Origin of the sequence: Streptomyces sp. NPDC014734, from assembly GCF_043083325.1 — a bacterium.
Taxonomy (GTDB): Bacteria; Actinomycetota; Actinomycetes; order Streptomycetales; family Streptomycetaceae; genus Streptomyces.
Genome location: NZ_JBIBYN010000011.1, coordinates 24,824 through 40,882, shown reverse-complemented (window position 1 = coordinate 40,882; position 16,059 = coordinate 24,824). Strand labels below are relative to the sequence as shown.

Here is a 16,059-nt window from a genome sequence, read left to right as displayed (position 1 = left end):
GATACGCAGCGATGTGCTGGTGGTCGGCGGAGGGCTGGGCGGTGTCGCCGCGGCGCTCGCCGCGGCCCGCGCAGGCCGGACCGTGGTGCTGACCGAGGAGTTCGACTGGCTCGGCGGGCAGCTCACCAGCCAGGCAGTGCCGCCGGACGAGCATTCCTGGGTGGAGCAGTTCGGCGTCACGGCCGGCTACCGGGCCCTGCGCGACGGCATCCGCGACTACTACCGCCGGCACTACCCGCTCACCGAACGGGCCAGGGCCCGCCTCGACCTGAACCCCGGCGGGGGCTGGGTGAGCAAGCTCTGCCACGAACCGCAGGTTGCGGTGGCGGTCATCTCGGCGATGCTCGCGCCCTACCGCGCCTGCGGGCGGCTCACCGTCCTCCAGCCGTACCGGCCGACCGCCGCCGACACCGACGGCGACCGGGTGACCGCGGTGACCCTGACTCACCGCGACACCGGCGAGAAGATCCACGCCACCGCCCCCTACGTGCTGGACGCCACCGAGACCGGCGAACTGCTGCCGCTCACCGGCACCGAGTACGTCACCGGCTTCGAGTCCGCCGCCGACACCGGCGAGCCGAGTGCCCCGCAGGTCGCCCAGCCGCTGAACATGCAGGCCGTATCGGTGTGTTTCGCCCTGGACCACGTCGACGGCGACCACACCATCGACAAGCCCGCGGACTACGACTTCTGGCGGTCCTACCAGCCCGACTTCTGGGGTGGGCCGCTGTTGTCCTGGCAGTACCCGCACCCCAGGACGCTGGAGCTCGTCAGGCACGACTTCAGCCCCAACCCCGACGACGACCCCCTGGCGGTCAACGCCGACCAGCGGGTCAACCCCGGCAACGCCAATCTGTGGACGTTCCGCCGGATCGCCGCCCGGGGCACCTTCACCGACGGCGCCTATTCCAGCGACATCACCCTGGTCAACTGGCCGATGATCGATTACCTCGAAGGCCCGGTCCTCGATGTTCCCGACGCCGCCGACCATCTGCGCCGGGCCAGGGAGCTGAGCTTCGCCTTCCTGTACTGGATGCAGACCGAGGCGCCCCGCCCGGACGGCGGCACCGGATTCCCGGGGCTGCGGCTGCGCGGCGACATCACCGGCGGCACCGACGGCCTGGCCCAGGCCCCGTACATCCGCGAGGCTCGCCGGATCAGGGCCGACTACACCGTCGTCGAGCAGGACCTCTCGCTCGCCGTCCGCGGGGAGCGCGGCGCCGTGCGGTACCCGGACAGCGTCGGCCTCGGCATGTACCGGATCGACCTGCACCCCTCGACGGGCGGCGACAACTACATCGACGTCGGCTGCAGCCCGTTCGAGATCCCGCTGGGCGCGCTGCTCCCGCAGCGGGTCGAGAACCTCCTGCCCGCCGGCAAGAACATCGGCACCACCCACATCACCAACGGCGCCTACCGGGTCCACCCGGTCGAGTGGAACATCGGGGAGGCCGCCGGCACGCTCGCCGCCTTCTGCCTCGCTCACGGCACCCGCCCCCGCGCGGTCCGGGAGACCCCCGAACTGCTCTCGGCCTTCCAGGACCAGCTCACCGCAGCCGGCGTCGAGCTGCGCTGGCCCGACATCACCGGCTACTAGTGCCGCCCCCGGCAATGTCTGCCCCGTCCCGCCGCCCGGCACCTCCCCGAGCCCCCGACTTCGTCCGAGCAGGGGAGACCCCATCCGAGGGCTTCCGGCCGCCCTGCGATCACACGCACCGGGCACCGCCTCTTCCGGGCAGACATTGCCGGTCACGGCACCAGGCCCCCATGCACCACCGAGGGAGAACACCATGTTGATACGAAGAGGGTTGGCCACGGTCGCCGCTGCGATGTCCGCAACGCTTGTACTGTCCGCGTGCAGTGGAGGCGGCTCGAAGGGCGACGGCGGTCCGGTGACCCTGCGGATGACGGTCTGGACATCCAACAAGCCGCACCTGAAGCTCTTCGACGAGATCGCCGCCGCGTACAAGAAGAACCACCCCGAGATCAAGGACATCAAGTTCGACCCGCTGCCGTTCGAGACCTACAGCACGGCGCTCACCACCCAGATGACCGGCGGCAACGCCCCCGACCTCGCGTGGGTCTTCGAGACGGACGCGGCCGACTTCGTCGGCTCCGGAGCCCTGGTGCCGCTCGACGACACCCTGAAGCAGACCAGCGGATACCAGTACGACGACCTGCTCCCGAGCACCACCGAGCTCTGGAAGAACGACGACAAGCTGTACGCGTACCCGTTCTCCACCTCGCCGTTCGGTGTCTTCGTCAACCGCGACCTGCTGAAGGAGGCCGGCCAGAAGACGCCGGACCAGCTCATCGGCGCGGGCAAGTGGGACTGGCCGACCGTGCTCGCCGAGGGCGCCGAGGTGCACCGCTCCACCGGCAAGGCCGGCATGGTGATCCGTGACTTCGAATACAAGGAATGGGGCAACCTGGCCACCTTCTGGGGCGGCTGGAAGGCCGAGCCCTGGAGCGCCGACGGCAAGACCTGCACCTTCAACAGCAAGCCGATGGTCGACGCGATGACCGCCCTGCACAAGGGGATCTTCGAGGACAAGGCGATGCCGGGCCCCGGCGAGGCCGCCGACTTCTTCACCGGCGACGCGGCGATGACCATCACCCAGATCAGCCGGGCGTCGCTGTTGGAGGGCGCCAAGTTCGCCTGGGACCTGGTGCCGCTGCCGGCCGGGCCGAGCGGCGACTACTCGGTGATCGGCCAGGCCGGCATCGGCGTGGTCAAGCAGGGCGGCCACACCGAGGAGGCGAAGGACTTCCTCGCCTACTTCACCAACCCGCAGAACTCCGCCAGGCTCGCCGCCTACTTCCCGCCGCCCCGGGCGTCCCAGCTCACCGCGGAGAACCTGGCCAGGACCAACCCGCTGCTGAAGAACGACCAGCTCGACAGCGTGGTCGTCGGCGGCGTCAAGAACGGTGTGGTCAAGCCGGGCCACACCGGCCAGGCCGAAATCGCCCAGCAGGTCCGTGCCGGACTGGACCCGCTGTGGGAGCCGAAGGCCGACGTCGAGGGCGTTCTCGGCGACGTGTGCGACAGCATCTCCCAACTGCTGGAGAAGTGACCATGTCCGTCTCCCCGCGAACAGCGGTGGCGGACCCGCCCAAGAGCGGATCCGCCACCGCAGGGCAGCCGACGCGACGTCCGTTCTGGACCCGGCGCCGACGCGACCAGCTCGCCGGTCTCGCGTTCATCTCCCCCCAGCTCCTCGGCAGCGCCGTGTTCGTGCTGCTGCCCATCGCCCTGGTCGTCCGGTTCAGCCTGCACGAGTGGAACGTGCTGGCCGGCGAGTTCCACTACACCGGCGGCGACAACTACACCAAGCTCCTGGACGACGCCAACCTGCCCCAGGTGCTGAAGTCCACGGCCCTGTTCTCGGTCGGCCTGGTGGTGCTCAACCTCTGCCTGGCCCTCCTGCTCGCCGTCCTGCTCAACCAGAAGCTGCGCGGGATGACGGTGTTCCGCACGCTGTTCTTCTCTCCCGTCGTGGTTTCGCTGGTCGCCTGGACCATCGTGTGGGGCTTCCTGCTCCAGGCCAACGGCGGCATCAACGGCATGCTGCGCACCGTCGGCATCGACGGCCCCAACTGGCTGCGGGGCGAGGGCTCCGCCATGTTCTCGGTCATCGTCGTGCAGGTGTTCAAGAACGTCGGTCTGAACATGGTGCTGTTCCTTGCCGCGCTCCAGGGCGTGCCCAAGGAGCTGTACGAGGCGGCGCGGGTCGACGGTGCCGGCGCGTGGACCCGGTTCCGGTCCATCACCCTGCCGCTGATCAGCCCGACGGTCCTGCTGACGTCGGTGATCACCATTGTGGGTTCGCTCCAGGTGTTCGCGCAGATCGCGGTGCTCACCCAGGGCGGCCCGAAGCTGTCCACCACCGTGCTCGTCTACTACCTCTACCAGCAGGCTTTCCAGTTCCATCACTTCGGCTACGGCGCAACCCTGTCCATTCTGCTGCTGCTGATCGTGCTGGCACTCACCGTGTTTCAGTGGCAGTTGCGCAAGAGGTGGGTCTTCTATGAATCGTAAAGTCCCGCTGCGCGCCCGAGTCGCCCTGTACGGCCTGCTCTGCGTGCTCGCGATCCCCTTCGTCTTCCCCACCTGGTGGATGGTGACGTCGTCGTTCAAACCCGTCAGCGACATCTTCTCCTACCCGCCACAGCTCCTGCCGGCCAACCCGACGGTCTCGGCCTACCGGGAGGTCTTCGACGGGCGCCCGTTCGTCCAGCAGTACGTCAACAGCGTCTACATCGCCGCGCTGGTGACGGCGGGGACGATGATCGTGTCCTCGCTCGCCGGGTACGCCTTCGCCCGTATCAAGTTCCGCGGCCAGAACGTGCTGTTCCTGGTGGTACTGGTGGGCCTGCTCATCCCGAGCGAGGTCACCATCGTCCCGCTCTTCCAGATGTTCAACGACCTCGGCCTGATCAACACCCACTGGCCGCTGATCCTGGTGCCGATCTTCGGCGCGCCGAGCGTCCTGGCCACGTTCATCATGCGGCAGTTCTTCATCAGCCTGCCCAATGAACTGGAGGAGGCCGCCCGGATCGACGGCATCGGCTACTTCGGCACGTTCTGGCGGATCGCCCTGCCGCTGGCCAGGCCTGCGCTCGGCGCCGTCGGGATCTTCACCTTCCTGCAGAGTTGGAACCTCTACCTGGAACCGGTGGTGTACCTCTCCTCGCCGGAGAAGTTCACCCTGCCGCAGGCACTCACCCAGTACATGGACGCCTACGGCGGGCCCATGTGGAACGTCCAGCTCGCCGCGGCGTCGCTGACCGCGATCCCCGTGCTGGTGGTGTTCGTCGTCGCCCAGAAGCAGTTCATCGAGGGCCTCGCCCACACGGGGCTGAAGTGAACGCCACACTCGGCATCGACATCGGCGGAACCAAGACGCTGGCCGCCCTCGTCGGACCCGACGGCGCCGTGCTCGACCGGGCGCGAGCCGACACCCCGGCCGCGCAGGGCCCGGACGCGGTGCTGCGGACCGCCGCCGACCTGGCCCGGCGCCTCGGCGGCACCGGTCCGGTCGGCGTCGGCGCCGCGGGCGTCATCGACCCGGCCACCGGCGTCGTCCGGTACGCCACCGACTCCCTGCCCGGCTGGGCCGGCACACCGGTGGCGGAGGCGCTGGCCCAGCGCATCGGCCGGCCCGTCGTGGTCGACAACGACGTCAACGCCGCCGCCCTCGGCGAGAGCTGGGCCGGGGCCGCCCGCGGTCACGCGCACGTGCTGCTGGTCGCGGTCGGTACCGGCCTCGGCGGCGGCCTGGTCCGTGGCGGCGCCGTCGATCACGGGGCGCGCGGCGGCGCCGGAGAGATCGCTCATCTTCCGGCGCCGGACGCCGACGAGCTGACCTGCGGCTGCGGGCGCACCGGACACCTGGAGGGCGTGGCCTCCGGCACCGGGCTCGCCCGCGCCTACCGGCTGCGCACCGGGGCGGACGTCACCGGCCGTGAGGTCGCCGCCCGTTGCGCCGCCGGCGACGCGGCCGCCGCGGAGGTCCTCGCCACCGCCGGCCACGCCCTCGGCCGGACCCTCGCCGGCCTGGTGGCACTGCTCGACCCGCAGACCGTGGTGCTGGCCGGAGGCGCCGGTGAAGCACTGCTGCCGCACACCCGCAGCGCCTACGCCGCCGAACGGCTGCCGGTCCACGCCGACGTGACGCTGGTCCCGGCCGCGCTCGGTGCCGCGGCGGTCGCCGTCGGCGCGGCCAGGGCGGCGATGAACCGGCGGGCCACGCGCCCGTCGGCCGGTCCCGGACCGGACGATCCCGGCAGCCGGCTCCGGTCGGCCACCTTCCCGCACTCCACCGAGACGGAGCCCCAGTGAACGTTCTCGACACCCTCCGCGGCGGCCTGGTGGTCTCCTGCCAGCCGCTGCCGGACGAACCCGCCGACCCGATGCGCGACGCATCCGTGCAGGCAAGGGTCGCCGCCGCCGCGGTCCTCGGCGGCGCGGCCGGCATCCGCGCCAACACCCCCGACCACATCGCCGCCGTGCGGGCGGCGGTGCACGTGCCGGTCATCGGCCTGTGGAAGGACGGCCCCGGGCCGGTGACGATCACGCCGACCAGCACGCACGCCCGAGCCGTTGCGCAGGCCGGGGCCCACCTGGTCGCCGTCGACGCCACCGACCGGCCGCGGCCCACACCTTTCCCGGCCGTCGTCGCCGCCGCGCACGCCGTCGGCGCCCTCGTCCTGGCGGACGTGTCCACCGAGGCGGAGGGACGCGCCGCCGCCGACGCAGGCGCCGACGCCGTCGCCACCACGCTCTCCGGCTACACCCAGCACTCCCCGAGGACCCCGGGGCCCGACCTCGGCCTGCTGGAACGCCTGGCGGCGCGGCTGGCCGTGCCGGTGCTCGCCGAGGGCCGCTACCGCACCCCGGACGACCTGCGACGCGCCTACGCCGCGGGGGCACACGCCGTGGTGGTGGGCAACGCCGTCACCTCACCCCTGTACCTGACCAGGGAGCTGGCCCGGACAGTTCCCGCTCACGCCGATGCGAACGGAGAGCACCCCCGATGAGAAGACGCACCGTCCTTGCCGCCGGAGCCGCCGTCCTGGCCGCCCCGCTGCCGGGCCTCACCCCGCAGATCGCCGCCGCGGCCTCACGTCCCGGCCGCCGGATCGCCCTCGTCCCTCTCGACGACCGGCCCGTCAACGTCTACTGCCCGACCATGACCGCCGCCGTCGCCGGCGTCGACCTCACACTGCCGCCGCGCGAGGCCCTCGGCCGGTTCTTCCGGCCCGGGGACGGCGCGGCCGTCGCCCGCTGGCTGGGCTCGGTCGGCGCCGACGAGTACGTGATCTCGGTGAGCATGCTCGCCTACGGCGGCCTGATCGCCTCCCGCACCGGCACACCCACCCTCGAATCGGCGCGGGCCAACATCGCGGCGATCCCGGCGCTGCGGGCCGCCCGGCCGGGCGCGCAGATCGTGGTCCACGACACCATCCAGCGCCTCGCGCTGACCCCCGGAAATCCCGACCTCGAACAGTACGTGGCCCCGCTGGTCGAGTGGGCCAAGCTGTACGACCAGGTCGAGAACCTCGGCCAGGAAGAGCTGCGGCCCCGGCTGGAGGCGGTCCGGGCCACCATCCCGGACGCGGTGGTCGACGACTACCTGACGGCGCGGGCCCGCAACCATGAGGTCAACCGGCAGATGGTCGAGTGGGCCGCCGACGGCACCATCAGCCATCTGGTGCTCTCCGAGGACGACACCGCCCCGGTCGGCCTGGCCCGGGCCGAACGCGTCGAGCTCGAAAAGCTGGTCGGGCAACTGGGGGTCGGCCGGCGGGTCGAGGTCTTCCCCGGCGCGGACGAGGTGGACGCGCTGCTGGTCGCCCGGCTGATCGCCGCGGGGACCGCTCCCACCTGCCGGGTGGAGTACGCCGGGATCTCCGGCGAGCAGTGGACGGCGGACCTTGAGGGCATCCCGTTCGCGGAGAACATCCGCCGGCACGTGAAGTCCGTCGGCGGCACCGTCGTCCACGGCCGCGCCGACCTGGTGCTCATGGTCAACACCCCTTCGGCGAACGGGAACCAGCGGGCGGCCGACCTCGCCGCCTTCGCCCGCAGGGCCGCCGCGCTGACGGCGGCCGGGGAATCGGTCGCCGTGGTGGACCCGGTCTTCGTCAACCGCGCCGACCACGACCTGGTGGCCGAGCTGGAACAGCGGGTCGACCTGGCCGCGCTGCTGTCGTACTCCGGCTGGAACACCGGCGGCAACGCCCTCGGTCTGGCCCTGGCCCATGCCACCGCCCGCTGGGCGTTCCTGCGCCGCTCGACCAGTGGCCTGGGGGTACCGGCGCTGACCGGACCGGGCCGGGCGCACGCGGAGTACCTGCTCTACCGGTTCGTCAAGGACGACCACTGGAAGAACGTCATCCAGAAGGCCGCCTACGCGGAGGCCACGTCCAGGGGGTGGAACCCCATGAACCTGACGGCTGAGCAGAAAGCCGTCCTCGACGGCTGGGTCCGGGACCGCCTCGCCCCGGTGACCCGTCAGTACTTCACCGACCACTTCGCCGGCCACCACCTCGTTCTCGGCCGCCGCGGCGCGACCACCCGCACCGCGAAGCTCGCCGACATCACCGGCATCCGCATCGAACTGCCCTGGGACCGCCTCTTCGAGGTGACCCTCGAACCCCACCTCGCCCTGGCCTGAGAGGAGAACGAACGATGCAGCACAGCCCCCGTCGCCGCAGCATCCTTCTCGCCGGCGCCGTCGGTCTCGCCGGCGCCGCCCACCTCACCTCCACCGCCGCCGCGGCCCCCGCCCGCACCGACCCCGTCACGCCGCCCGCGCCCGCGCTCATCCCCAAGCCCCGCTCGCTGCGGATGACCGGCGGCCGGCCGTTCGAGATCACCGCCGGCACCGTCGTCGCCGTGCGCCACCGGGCCCACGAGGCCCGCCGCACGGCCGAACACCTGGCCACCTGGCTGCGCCGGGCCACGGGTCATGCCGTCCCGGTCGTTGCCTCCGGCGCCGCCCCGGGGGCCATCACCCTGGCCGACGACCACGAGACCCCCTCTGCCGAGGGCTACCGGCTCGACGTCACCCACGGAGGCGTCCACCTGCGCGCCGCCGAGCCGGCCGGCCTCTTCCACGCCACGCAGACCCTGCGCCAGCTGCTGCCCGCCGCGGCGGAGTCCGCCACCCCGCACGCCGGCCCGTGGACCATCTCCCCCCTGCACATCGACGACGCCCCGAGGTTCCCCTGGCGCGGGTCCATGCTCGACGTGGCCCGGCACTTCTTCACCGCCGACGAGGTGAAGAGCTATATCGACATCCTTTCCCTGTACAAGATCAACCGCCTCCACCTGCACCTCAGCGACAGCCAGGGCTGGCGCCTGGAGATCAAGAGCTGGCCCCGCCTGGCCACCTACGGCGGCTCCACCGAGGTCGGCGGCGGCCCCGGCGGCTACTTCACCCAACGGGAGTACGCCGACATCGTCCGCCACGCCGCGGAACGCCACATCATGGTGATCCCCGAGATCGACATGCCCGCCCACGTCAACGCGGCCCAGGCCAGCTACGCCGAACTCACCTGCGACGGCGTGGCACCATCGCTCTACACGGGCGAGACGGGCATCCCCAACTCGCTGTGCATCGACAAGGACCTCACCTACCGGTTCATCGGCGACGTCCTCGGCGAAGTCGCCGACCTCACCCCCGGCCCCTATCTGCACATCGGCGGCGACGAGGCGCTGGCGACCGAGCCCGAGGACTACCGCTCCTTCATCAGACGCGTCCAGCACACCGCGCACGGCCTGGGCAAGCGGACGGTCGGCTGGGAGGAGGTCGCTCTCGCCGACATCGCCCCCGGCACCGTCGTCCAGTTCTGGGCCGACGCCGCGAAGGCACGGGGCGCGCTGGCACAGGGGGCCGAGCTCGTCCTCTCGCCCAGCAAGAAGGCGTACTTCGACATGAAGTACGACGCCGACACACCGTACGGGCACGACTGGGCCGGATACACCGACGTCCGGGACGGCTACACCTGGGACCCGGTCACCTACATCCCCGGCGTCGCCGAGAGCCAGGTGCACGGCGCCGAGTCCGCGCTGTGGACGGAGCGGGTGGCGACGTTCGAGGAGGTGCAGTACATGACGCTGCCGCGGCTCCCCGGCATCGCGGAGACCGGATGGTCGCCGGCCGACGGGCGGGACTGGGAGGAGTACCGGGTACGGCTCGCCACGCACGCGCCGCGGTGGACCGGGCTCGGGTGGCGCTACCACCGATCGGCGGAGGTGCCGTGGGGGTGACCCGGTGACCCGGGGATCGCTCTCGGCCGTCCCCGCGCGCACCTGCCCCACGGAGGACGACTGACCGCCCCCGGCCGCCCGGCTCGGCGCTTCCGGCCCCGTGGACCTGGGCGTGACCGTGCCAGGCGCCCACGAGCGGGGCCGGGCGGCAACCTGATCCAGCAGATCTGCGCAGACCGGGACCGGGCAGCCGGCTGCCGTGCATCCACCGGTTCGACACGGCGCCGGACCGGGTGCCCCGGCCGCCGCGAGTGCACCGCGGACCGAACCGCGTTGTCAGTGGTCCTCGTTAGTCTCCCCTCATATCGCAGTTCAGGGGCTTGGCGGCCCTTGGTTCGGGCTGCGCCGAGATCTGATGGACAGGCAGAGGGGCACGGCTGATGGCGTGGCTGGCAGCGGGTGAGGGGTACGAGATCACCCTTGAGGACGGGCGTGTGGTCGCACGGCGTGCCGGAGGACGGCAGTTGAAGGCGCTGCCGAAGGCGTTGCGCGACAGTCCCGAGGCCGACCGGCTGAGGCAGCTGACCGAGTGGCTGGACCGGCACGCGGCTTCGTGCGTGGCTCAGGTGGATGCCTGGATGGTGTCGTCGCTTCCGGTTCCGACCGAGCTGATCGCGCGGGTGTGGCCGGACGAGGCGTGGCGGGCGGCGCTGCGGGACATGGCCGTCGTGGGCGACGATCCGGACGAGGTCGGCTTCCTGCGGGACGTCACCGGCGACGGGGAGCTCAAGGCGGTCGACCTCGACGGCGAGACCGTGCGGCTGTCGCCGCGCACGGTGACGCTTCCCCACCCCGTGCTCCTGCCGGACCTCGACGACGTACGGGACTTCGCGGCCGACCTCGGCATCACTCAGAAGGTGGAGCAGATCCACCGGGCGACCTGGGCCAGGCCGGACGGGCCGGCTGCCGGGCGTCCGGAGACGGCGACGGAGGTACGCGACTACGCGGGCGGGAAGTTCGCCTCGCGGTTCGGTCTCGCTGCGCGCGCCACGGGCCTCGGCTACCGGGTGTCCGGTGGCTACGCCACGTGCAAGGTGCGTGAGGGTGGCCACAGCACGGAGGCGTCGGTGTGGATCGGCGAGCCGTACTGGGACGGGGAGTCGGAGACGGGCGGGCTGAGCTGGCACGACGAGGACGGCCGCGCGGTGCGGCTGACGGAGGTCGGGCCGGTGGCCTGGTCCGAGGGGATACGCATGGCCGCCGCGCTGTACGCCGGCCGAACGATCGAAGAGGGTGGGGAAGCGTGACCGGGACGGTTGGGAACGACAACAAGGAACTGCTCGCGGCAGGCGCGGTTCTCCCGGCCGACGCGCGGGGTGCGGGCCCTTCGGCGGTCGAACTCACCGCGCGGGCCTATCGCCACGCGGTGCTCGGTGAGGATCGGGTCGTCGTGCGGCTGGCCGCGGCCGAACTGGGCCCCGCCGAGGACCTCGCCGCCGGCTTCCTCGGACTTGAGCCGCAGGGCGAGCCGGCCGTGGTCGGTCTCGGCCGGCGCCAGGAACTCGGCTTTCCCGAGTGGGTGCTGGTGCACCACCCCGAGGACGGGCACCACGCCCTGGCGGTCGTGCCGGAGCTGGACCGGCTGGCCCGGCAGGCGAGGACCAGGCCCAAGGCCGCCCTGGACGCCTGCCACGAACTTGCCGGGCGGCTCGCCGCGTCGGTCCCGCACTTCCTGCCCGTCTTCTACGAGCAGGCCGCGCGGGTCTTCCTCGGCGTCGAGAACAGCACGTACGCCGGCCAGCTGTTCGGCCGTGCCCGCACGAGCGAGGCACAGTACGGGCTGACGGTCGACGAGGAGCGGCTGGACGCCGTGTTCCTGGAGTTCGCCCTGGCCGGCGCGCTGCCGGTGAAGGTCCTCACCGGTTACGGCAAGGACCTGTCGGCCCGGCTCGCGCCCGTCGAGGCGTACGAGCGGTTCCGGCGGCTGTGCGTGCGCCGGACCGCCGGTGGTCTCGCGCCGTCCGCCCAGGCCGCGGTGGAGCTGAAACGGCTCGCCCGCGCCGCGGCCCTGTCCGGCGACGAGACGGAGCAGGACTATCTCGCCGAGCTCCTTCCGCTGCCCGCCACCTTGCGGGCCGCCGCCGGTTGGTGGAAGTCGCACCGCGGCGCGCTGGTCGCGCTGGCCCGGCGCGTTCCGTCCGTGCGGGGCACGCTGCTGTCGATGACCCCGCCCGGGGACAACGGGGAGATGACCGAGCTGTGGCCCGGGATCCTGGCGGAGTCGGGGGCCGACGCCGGTCTCGCGGACGCCGCCCTGCCGCAGGAGGAGCAGTGCTCCGACGGCGCTGCGGGCTGGCTGGAGCGCTTCCACTGCGCCCGGCATCGCGGCTGGGGACCGCGCCCGACGCCGCCCGCCCTGCTGGAGCTGGTCGAGCGGGCGGCAGGCCGGCTGCGCGCCGATCTGGCGGCGCGGCCCGGGAACGAGCGGTTCCTGCGGATCGGTGTCGAGGACGTGAACCTGCTGGACCTCCTGCTCTCGCTGGAGATCGCGGTCGCCGACCCCGAGGAGAACTCCGCCCACCGCCGGCGCGGCGACGCCCTGAACCTGTCGGACTGGGCGGGCGGCGAGGAGCCGCGGGACCTGGTCGCGCTGGCGGCCGACCCGCGCTTCCGGCCCGCCTTCGGACGCGGGGCGTACAGCTACAACAACGCGTCCTCCGGCGCGGACGTGATGCGACGGCTGGCCGCCTCGCCCGGTGGCCGGCCGATGCTCACCGAGTGGATGCGCGAGGTGGCCACCTCCTCGGTGGCGGCCGGGCTGCCCGGACTGCCGGAGGCGATCGAGAGGCTTTCGTGGCTGCCCTCCGAGGCCCTCGCGCTCGCGCCGCAGGAGGTCGCGGCCGCGGCCGGCGCCGATCTCGGCGAGGCCGTGGCACACACGCTCCGGGGCGGTCTGTGGGAGGAGCTGCGCTGGCCGGCGTGGGAGGAGGCGCTGAGGGAACTGACGCCGGGGCACCACAACGCCGAGGGCCTGACGGTCGTCGAGGCCTGGCCGTATCTGATCGTGGCCAACGCCACGCAGGCGCGCGTCATCGACGCCGACTCCACCGTTCTCGTGCACGATCTGCGGGTGCCCACGACGTCCGTGTGGCGGACGGGCTTCCACTACGTGGACGGTGCGCTGCTGGTGTTCTGGAGCACATACGGCCGCGGCGGGCCGCAGGGCTACTGGCACACCGCGCCCGACACGGTGTTCGCTCTCACCGACGCCGGTTCCTGGGCCATGCGTTCGGACCACCTCAGCCTGCAGCTGCCCGGCGGCGGCCGCACCACCGGCGGCGGGGTACTCCACAGCGGTGACACGAAGCTGCCCGCGGAGCGCGCGCTGCTGTCCGACGGCACGTCGTACTGGGTATGGCAGGACAGGGACGGGGAGGACAAGGGCGGCTGGTTCGAGTACGACCCCGTGGGCGGCGCGTACGGCCGACGCTCGCAGCCCGGTTTCCTCGCCGACGCGCTGCTGCGGCACGCCCCCGGGGCCGAGTTGGCCGCCGACTCGTGCCGGCTGCTTCCCGCCCCGGTGGTGGCGGGTTCGGCCCAGGGGGCGCCCGCGGACGGGCTCCTCGGCTGGCGTGTCGTGCGGCTGCCCGACGGCGGCCACCACGGCGAGGACACCAGCGGACGGTTCGTCACCCTCCCGAAGGGCGCCGACAAGCCGGTTGCGGCGCTGACGTTCCCCGGCGACGACCGGCCGCGGGCACTGACCCAGCAGCGGCACGAGCTGTCGCTCAGCGACCCGGAGGGCATGGTCACGACGACGGCCCGGTACAACCACCGCAGCGAGCTGTACGAGACCGCGGCCCAGGCCCTGCCGCCGCTGCCGTACCTGTACACGCTGCGCGCGCGTGATCCGCAGGGGTCGGCGGCGCTGCGGCGCGCCGACACGGAGACGGCCGACGTCCTGCTGAAAGCGGCCGTGCTCGCGGAGCGGGTGGCGGACCTGCCCGAGCTGGTGAGCGCCGCGCTGCCGCAGCTCTCGGCCCCCGAGCTGATCGCCGGCGTGGTGAAGGTGCTGCGCTTCGCGGTGCGGCAGCAGAAGGTGCTGGACGCCGTGGCCGCACGGCTCGACCCCGCCGCCGAGCCCACGGAGGCCCGGGCACAGGGACCGAGCGACCGCGTGCTCGCCAAGGCGCTGGACGGCATCATCGACACCGGTTACTACCGCTACGGTGCGGACGCCGACGTGACCCACCGCTACCTGGAAACACTGGCATCCGTGCGCGCGGACACCGCCGCCACGGCGCTGCCGGGCCGGCTGCACTTCGATCTGCCGCCGCTGCCCCACTCGGCACTGCCGTTCGCCTCGCTCCTGGACGAGCCGGCCGCGATCGCCTACCGGGCCGTCGCGCCCGGCAACGACCCGGAACACCGGGCGGCCCTGCTCGACATCCTCGACCGGGTGGACGCGCTGGGGCTGGCCTCGACGGCGGCCTCGGCCGGTCACTGGCGCCGGGTCCTGGTCCGCCTGGCGACACCCCACCTGCACACGCCGGACGGCCAGCGGCGCAACCTCGCGCACCGCGGCGTGCTGCCCCTGGGCGGCGGCGCTGCGCTCGGCTTCACCGGGCACGGCTCCGGCGTCGACGACGGATGGGAGTTCGGCGCGCTGCTCCACGACCCGAGCGGCGGTTTCGAGGTGCCCGGCCCCTACACCGTGAGCGGTGACGTGCCGGTGGGCGACCGGGTGCGCGGCGCCGACTGGCTGACCGGTTTCCTCGGCGAGGCGCGGTCCCGCGAGGCGGTGGCCTTTCCGCCGGAGGCCGCCGACGAGTTCAGCCGCCTCACCGGTGTGTCCCGGGCGCTGGCCCGGATCATTCTCGTGGGCATGCCCGACGTGGACAGCTGGGAGAACAACTTCCTGCCGACCGAGCTACGCAAGACGCTCGGGCTGAAGGTGACCGAGGCGGGACACGCCCGCGACGAACTGCGCGCGCTCCCGGTCGCGGTGCGCCGGTCGGTGCTCGCGGCGCTCCTGCCCGACGACCCGGCACGACTGTGGAGCGAGGGCCCTGACGTGGCGTCGGCGGCCGCCGTGTGGAACGAGAGGGTGGGACGGCGCCGGCAGGTGCCCGACTGGCTGGCGGCGGAGGCCGCGCGCGCCGCGCGCAGCGGCTGGCCCGTGCACCGGGCACTCCCGGCGCTGCTCGAACCGGCGTCGTCGCCGGAGCTCGGCGTCGACGTGCCGTGGTGCATCGAGGGCGATCACCCGGCGACCGCGTCCCCCGCCGATGCGCCGTTCACCTCGGCGGTGCTGACCGGCTCGATGAGCCTGACGGCCTGGCTGGCCCACCGGCTGCCCGCCGGCGACCCGGTGCGGGCGGCGCTGCCGAGTGCGCTGACCGCCGTGCGGCAGCGTCTCGCGGCACCCGAACTGCTGCTCTCCGCCGGGCACTACACGAGCCTCGCGGACTTCCGGAAGGTGGCCGGCGCCCCGACAGAGACGGCACCGGACCACGAGCGGTACGGCGCGGTGCTCATGGCCACGCAGGACGGCCAGCCCCAGCCGGCCGTCCGGCCCGTCCTGCTGGACTCCACCGGCTCCGACCCGCACCTGGTGGCACTGCGCGGCGCCGATCAGCAGCAGACCGGGATCGAGGCGGCCCTCCGGCGGGCGTACGACCCGGTGTTCGCACGTCTGCTGGCCGACCCGGGCGCGCCCGCGGCCGGCGCGACGGACGACGAAGGCCTGTGGTGGCCGCAGGATCCGTCTCGTTCGGTGCCCGGGCTGGTGGCCGAGGTCGCCGAGGCGCGCGGTCTGACCGCCGACGCGGCGACGCTGTACCTGATGCTGCTGGCCATGCCCGACCCGACGGACCGCAACACCGCGCGATGGACGGGGTGGAAGCCGGCCCGTCTCAAGACGGCGCGGGCCGAACTCGCCGGGACCGACCTGGTGGTGTCGGTCGTACGGGCCCGGGCAGGACGCTCGCTGGTCCTGCCGGGCGCCTGGGCGGAGCAGTCGGCACCCGTCCTGCCCGTCGAGCAGTGGAAGCTGCCGATGTACGGGGTGGTCCCGGGCAGCCGGCCGGTGCTGGGAGCCCTGGTGCCGGTCGAACCGGCCGCGGAGCTGTTCACCCGGGCCTGGCAGCGGATCCTCGACGGCGACCTCCCGCGCTTCGAGGAGCTGAAGGTGCGGCGAACGAGACGCCGCCGCTGAGGCGCCGCCGAACGGCACCTGATCCGCCGCCGACCGGCCGCCCGTCGTCAGCACGGCGCGGCGCACCCGCCCCGGGTGCGCCGCGCCGGTTCCCCCACCCCGTACGCAACACCTGCCGAACCAT

The 16,059-nt window shown here is 72.9% G+C and carries 10 protein-coding genes; all 10 read left to right on the top strand.

Going from position 1 to position 16,059, the window contains the following annotated elements:
• Position 1: 1 nt before the first annotated feature.
• The 10 genes from ACF1CT_RS19060 to ACF1CT_RS19015 all read left to right on the top strand — a co-directional run bounded on the left by ACF1CT_RS19060 (position 2) and on the right by ACF1CT_RS19015 (position 15,935).
• Positions 2-1,597: an FAD-dependent oxidoreductase gene (locus ACF1CT_RS19060; RefSeq protein ID WP_391785215.1), complete on the top strand. Its 1,596-nt coding sequence runs from the start codon at positions 2-4 to the stop codon at positions 1,595-1,597.
• A gap of 232 nt (positions 1,598-1,829) precedes the next feature.
• Positions 1,830-3,074: an ABC transporter substrate-binding protein gene (locus ACF1CT_RS19055; RefSeq protein ID WP_391785035.1), complete on the top strand. Its 1,245-nt coding sequence runs from the start codon at positions 1,830-1,832 to the stop codon at positions 3,072-3,074.
• A 2-nt stretch (positions 3,075-3,076) separates the two neighbouring features.
• Positions 3,077-4,039: a carbohydrate ABC transporter permease gene (locus tag ACF1CT_RS19050; RefSeq protein WP_391785034.1), complete on the top strand. Its 963-nt coding sequence runs from the start codon at positions 3,077-3,079 to the stop codon at positions 4,037-4,039.
• Positions 4,029-4,868, top strand: coding sequence for a carbohydrate ABC transporter permease (locus tag ACF1CT_RS19045; RefSeq protein ID WP_391785033.1), 840 nt, complete (start codon positions 4,029-4,031; stop codon positions 4,866-4,868). Before ACF1CT_RS19050 ends, ACF1CT_RS19045 begins: the two co-directional genes overlap by 11 nt.
• Positions 4,865-5,842 carry an ROK family protein gene (locus ACF1CT_RS19040; protein ID WP_391785032.1) on the top strand — a complete coding sequence of 326 codons (978 nt, stop codon included), beginning with the start codon at positions 4,865-4,867 and terminating at the stop codon, positions 5,840-5,842. The genes ACF1CT_RS19045 and ACF1CT_RS19040 overlap by 4 nt, the downstream gene beginning before the upstream one ends.
• Positions 5,839-6,540, top strand: coding sequence for an N-acetylmannosamine-6-phosphate 2-epimerase (locus tag ACF1CT_RS19035; protein WP_391785031.1), 702 nt, complete (start codon positions 5,839-5,841; stop codon positions 6,538-6,540). The genes ACF1CT_RS19040 and ACF1CT_RS19035 overlap by 4 nt, the downstream gene beginning before the upstream one ends.
• Positions 6,537-8,180 (top strand): DUF4127 family protein, encoded by a 1,644-nt coding sequence (locus ACF1CT_RS19030; RefSeq protein WP_391785030.1) that lies wholly within the window; start codon positions 6,537-6,539, stop codon positions 8,178-8,180. Before ACF1CT_RS19035 ends, ACF1CT_RS19030 begins: the two co-directional genes overlap by 4 nt.
• A 14-nt stretch (positions 8,181-8,194) precedes the next feature.
• Positions 8,195-9,778, top strand: a complete 1,584-nt coding sequence (locus ACF1CT_RS19025) for a beta-N-acetylhexosaminidase (RefSeq protein ID WP_391785029.1) — start codon at positions 8,195-8,197, stop codon at positions 9,776-9,778.
• A 380-nt stretch (positions 9,779-10,158) separates the two neighbouring features.
• Positions 10,159-11,025: a DUF4132 domain-containing protein gene (locus ACF1CT_RS19020; RefSeq protein ID WP_391785028.1), complete on the top strand. Its 867-nt coding sequence runs from the start codon at positions 10,159-10,161 to the stop codon at positions 11,023-11,025.
• Positions 11,022-15,935, top strand: a complete 4,914-nt coding sequence (locus tag ACF1CT_RS19015) for a DNA-binding protein (protein ID WP_391785027.1) — start codon at positions 11,022-11,024, stop codon at positions 15,933-15,935. Before ACF1CT_RS19020 ends, ACF1CT_RS19015 begins: the two co-directional genes overlap by 4 nt.
• Positions 15,936-16,059 lie beyond the last annotated feature (124 nt).

What these genes read in the sequence shown, in the direction of transcription:
- ACF1CT_RS19025 (WP_391785029.1), top strand. Translation starts at nt 8,195, where the DNA reads ATGCAGCACAGCCCCCGTCGCCGCAGCATCCTTCTCGCCGGCGCCGTC.
- ACF1CT_RS19020 (WP_391785028.1), top strand. Translation starts at nt 10,159, where the DNA reads ATGGCGTGGCTGGCAGCGGGTGAGGGGTACGAGATCACCCTTGAGGAC.
- ACF1CT_RS19055 (WP_391785035.1), top strand. Translation starts at nt 1,830, where the DNA reads ATGTCCGCAACGCTTGTACTGTCCGCGTGCAGTGGAGGCGGCTCGAAG.
- ACF1CT_RS19050 (WP_391785034.1), top strand. Translation starts at nt 3,077, where the DNA reads ATGTCCGTCTCCCCGCGAACAGCGGTGGCGGACCCGCCCAAGAGCGGA.
- ACF1CT_RS19030 (WP_391785030.1), top strand. Translation starts at nt 6,537, where the DNA reads ATGAGAAGACGCACCGTCCTTGCCGCCGGAGCCGCCGTCCTGGCCGCC.
- ACF1CT_RS19045 (WP_391785033.1), top strand. Translation starts at nt 4,029, where the DNA reads ATGAATCGTAAAGTCCCGCTGCGCGCCCGAGTCGCCCTGTACGGCCTG.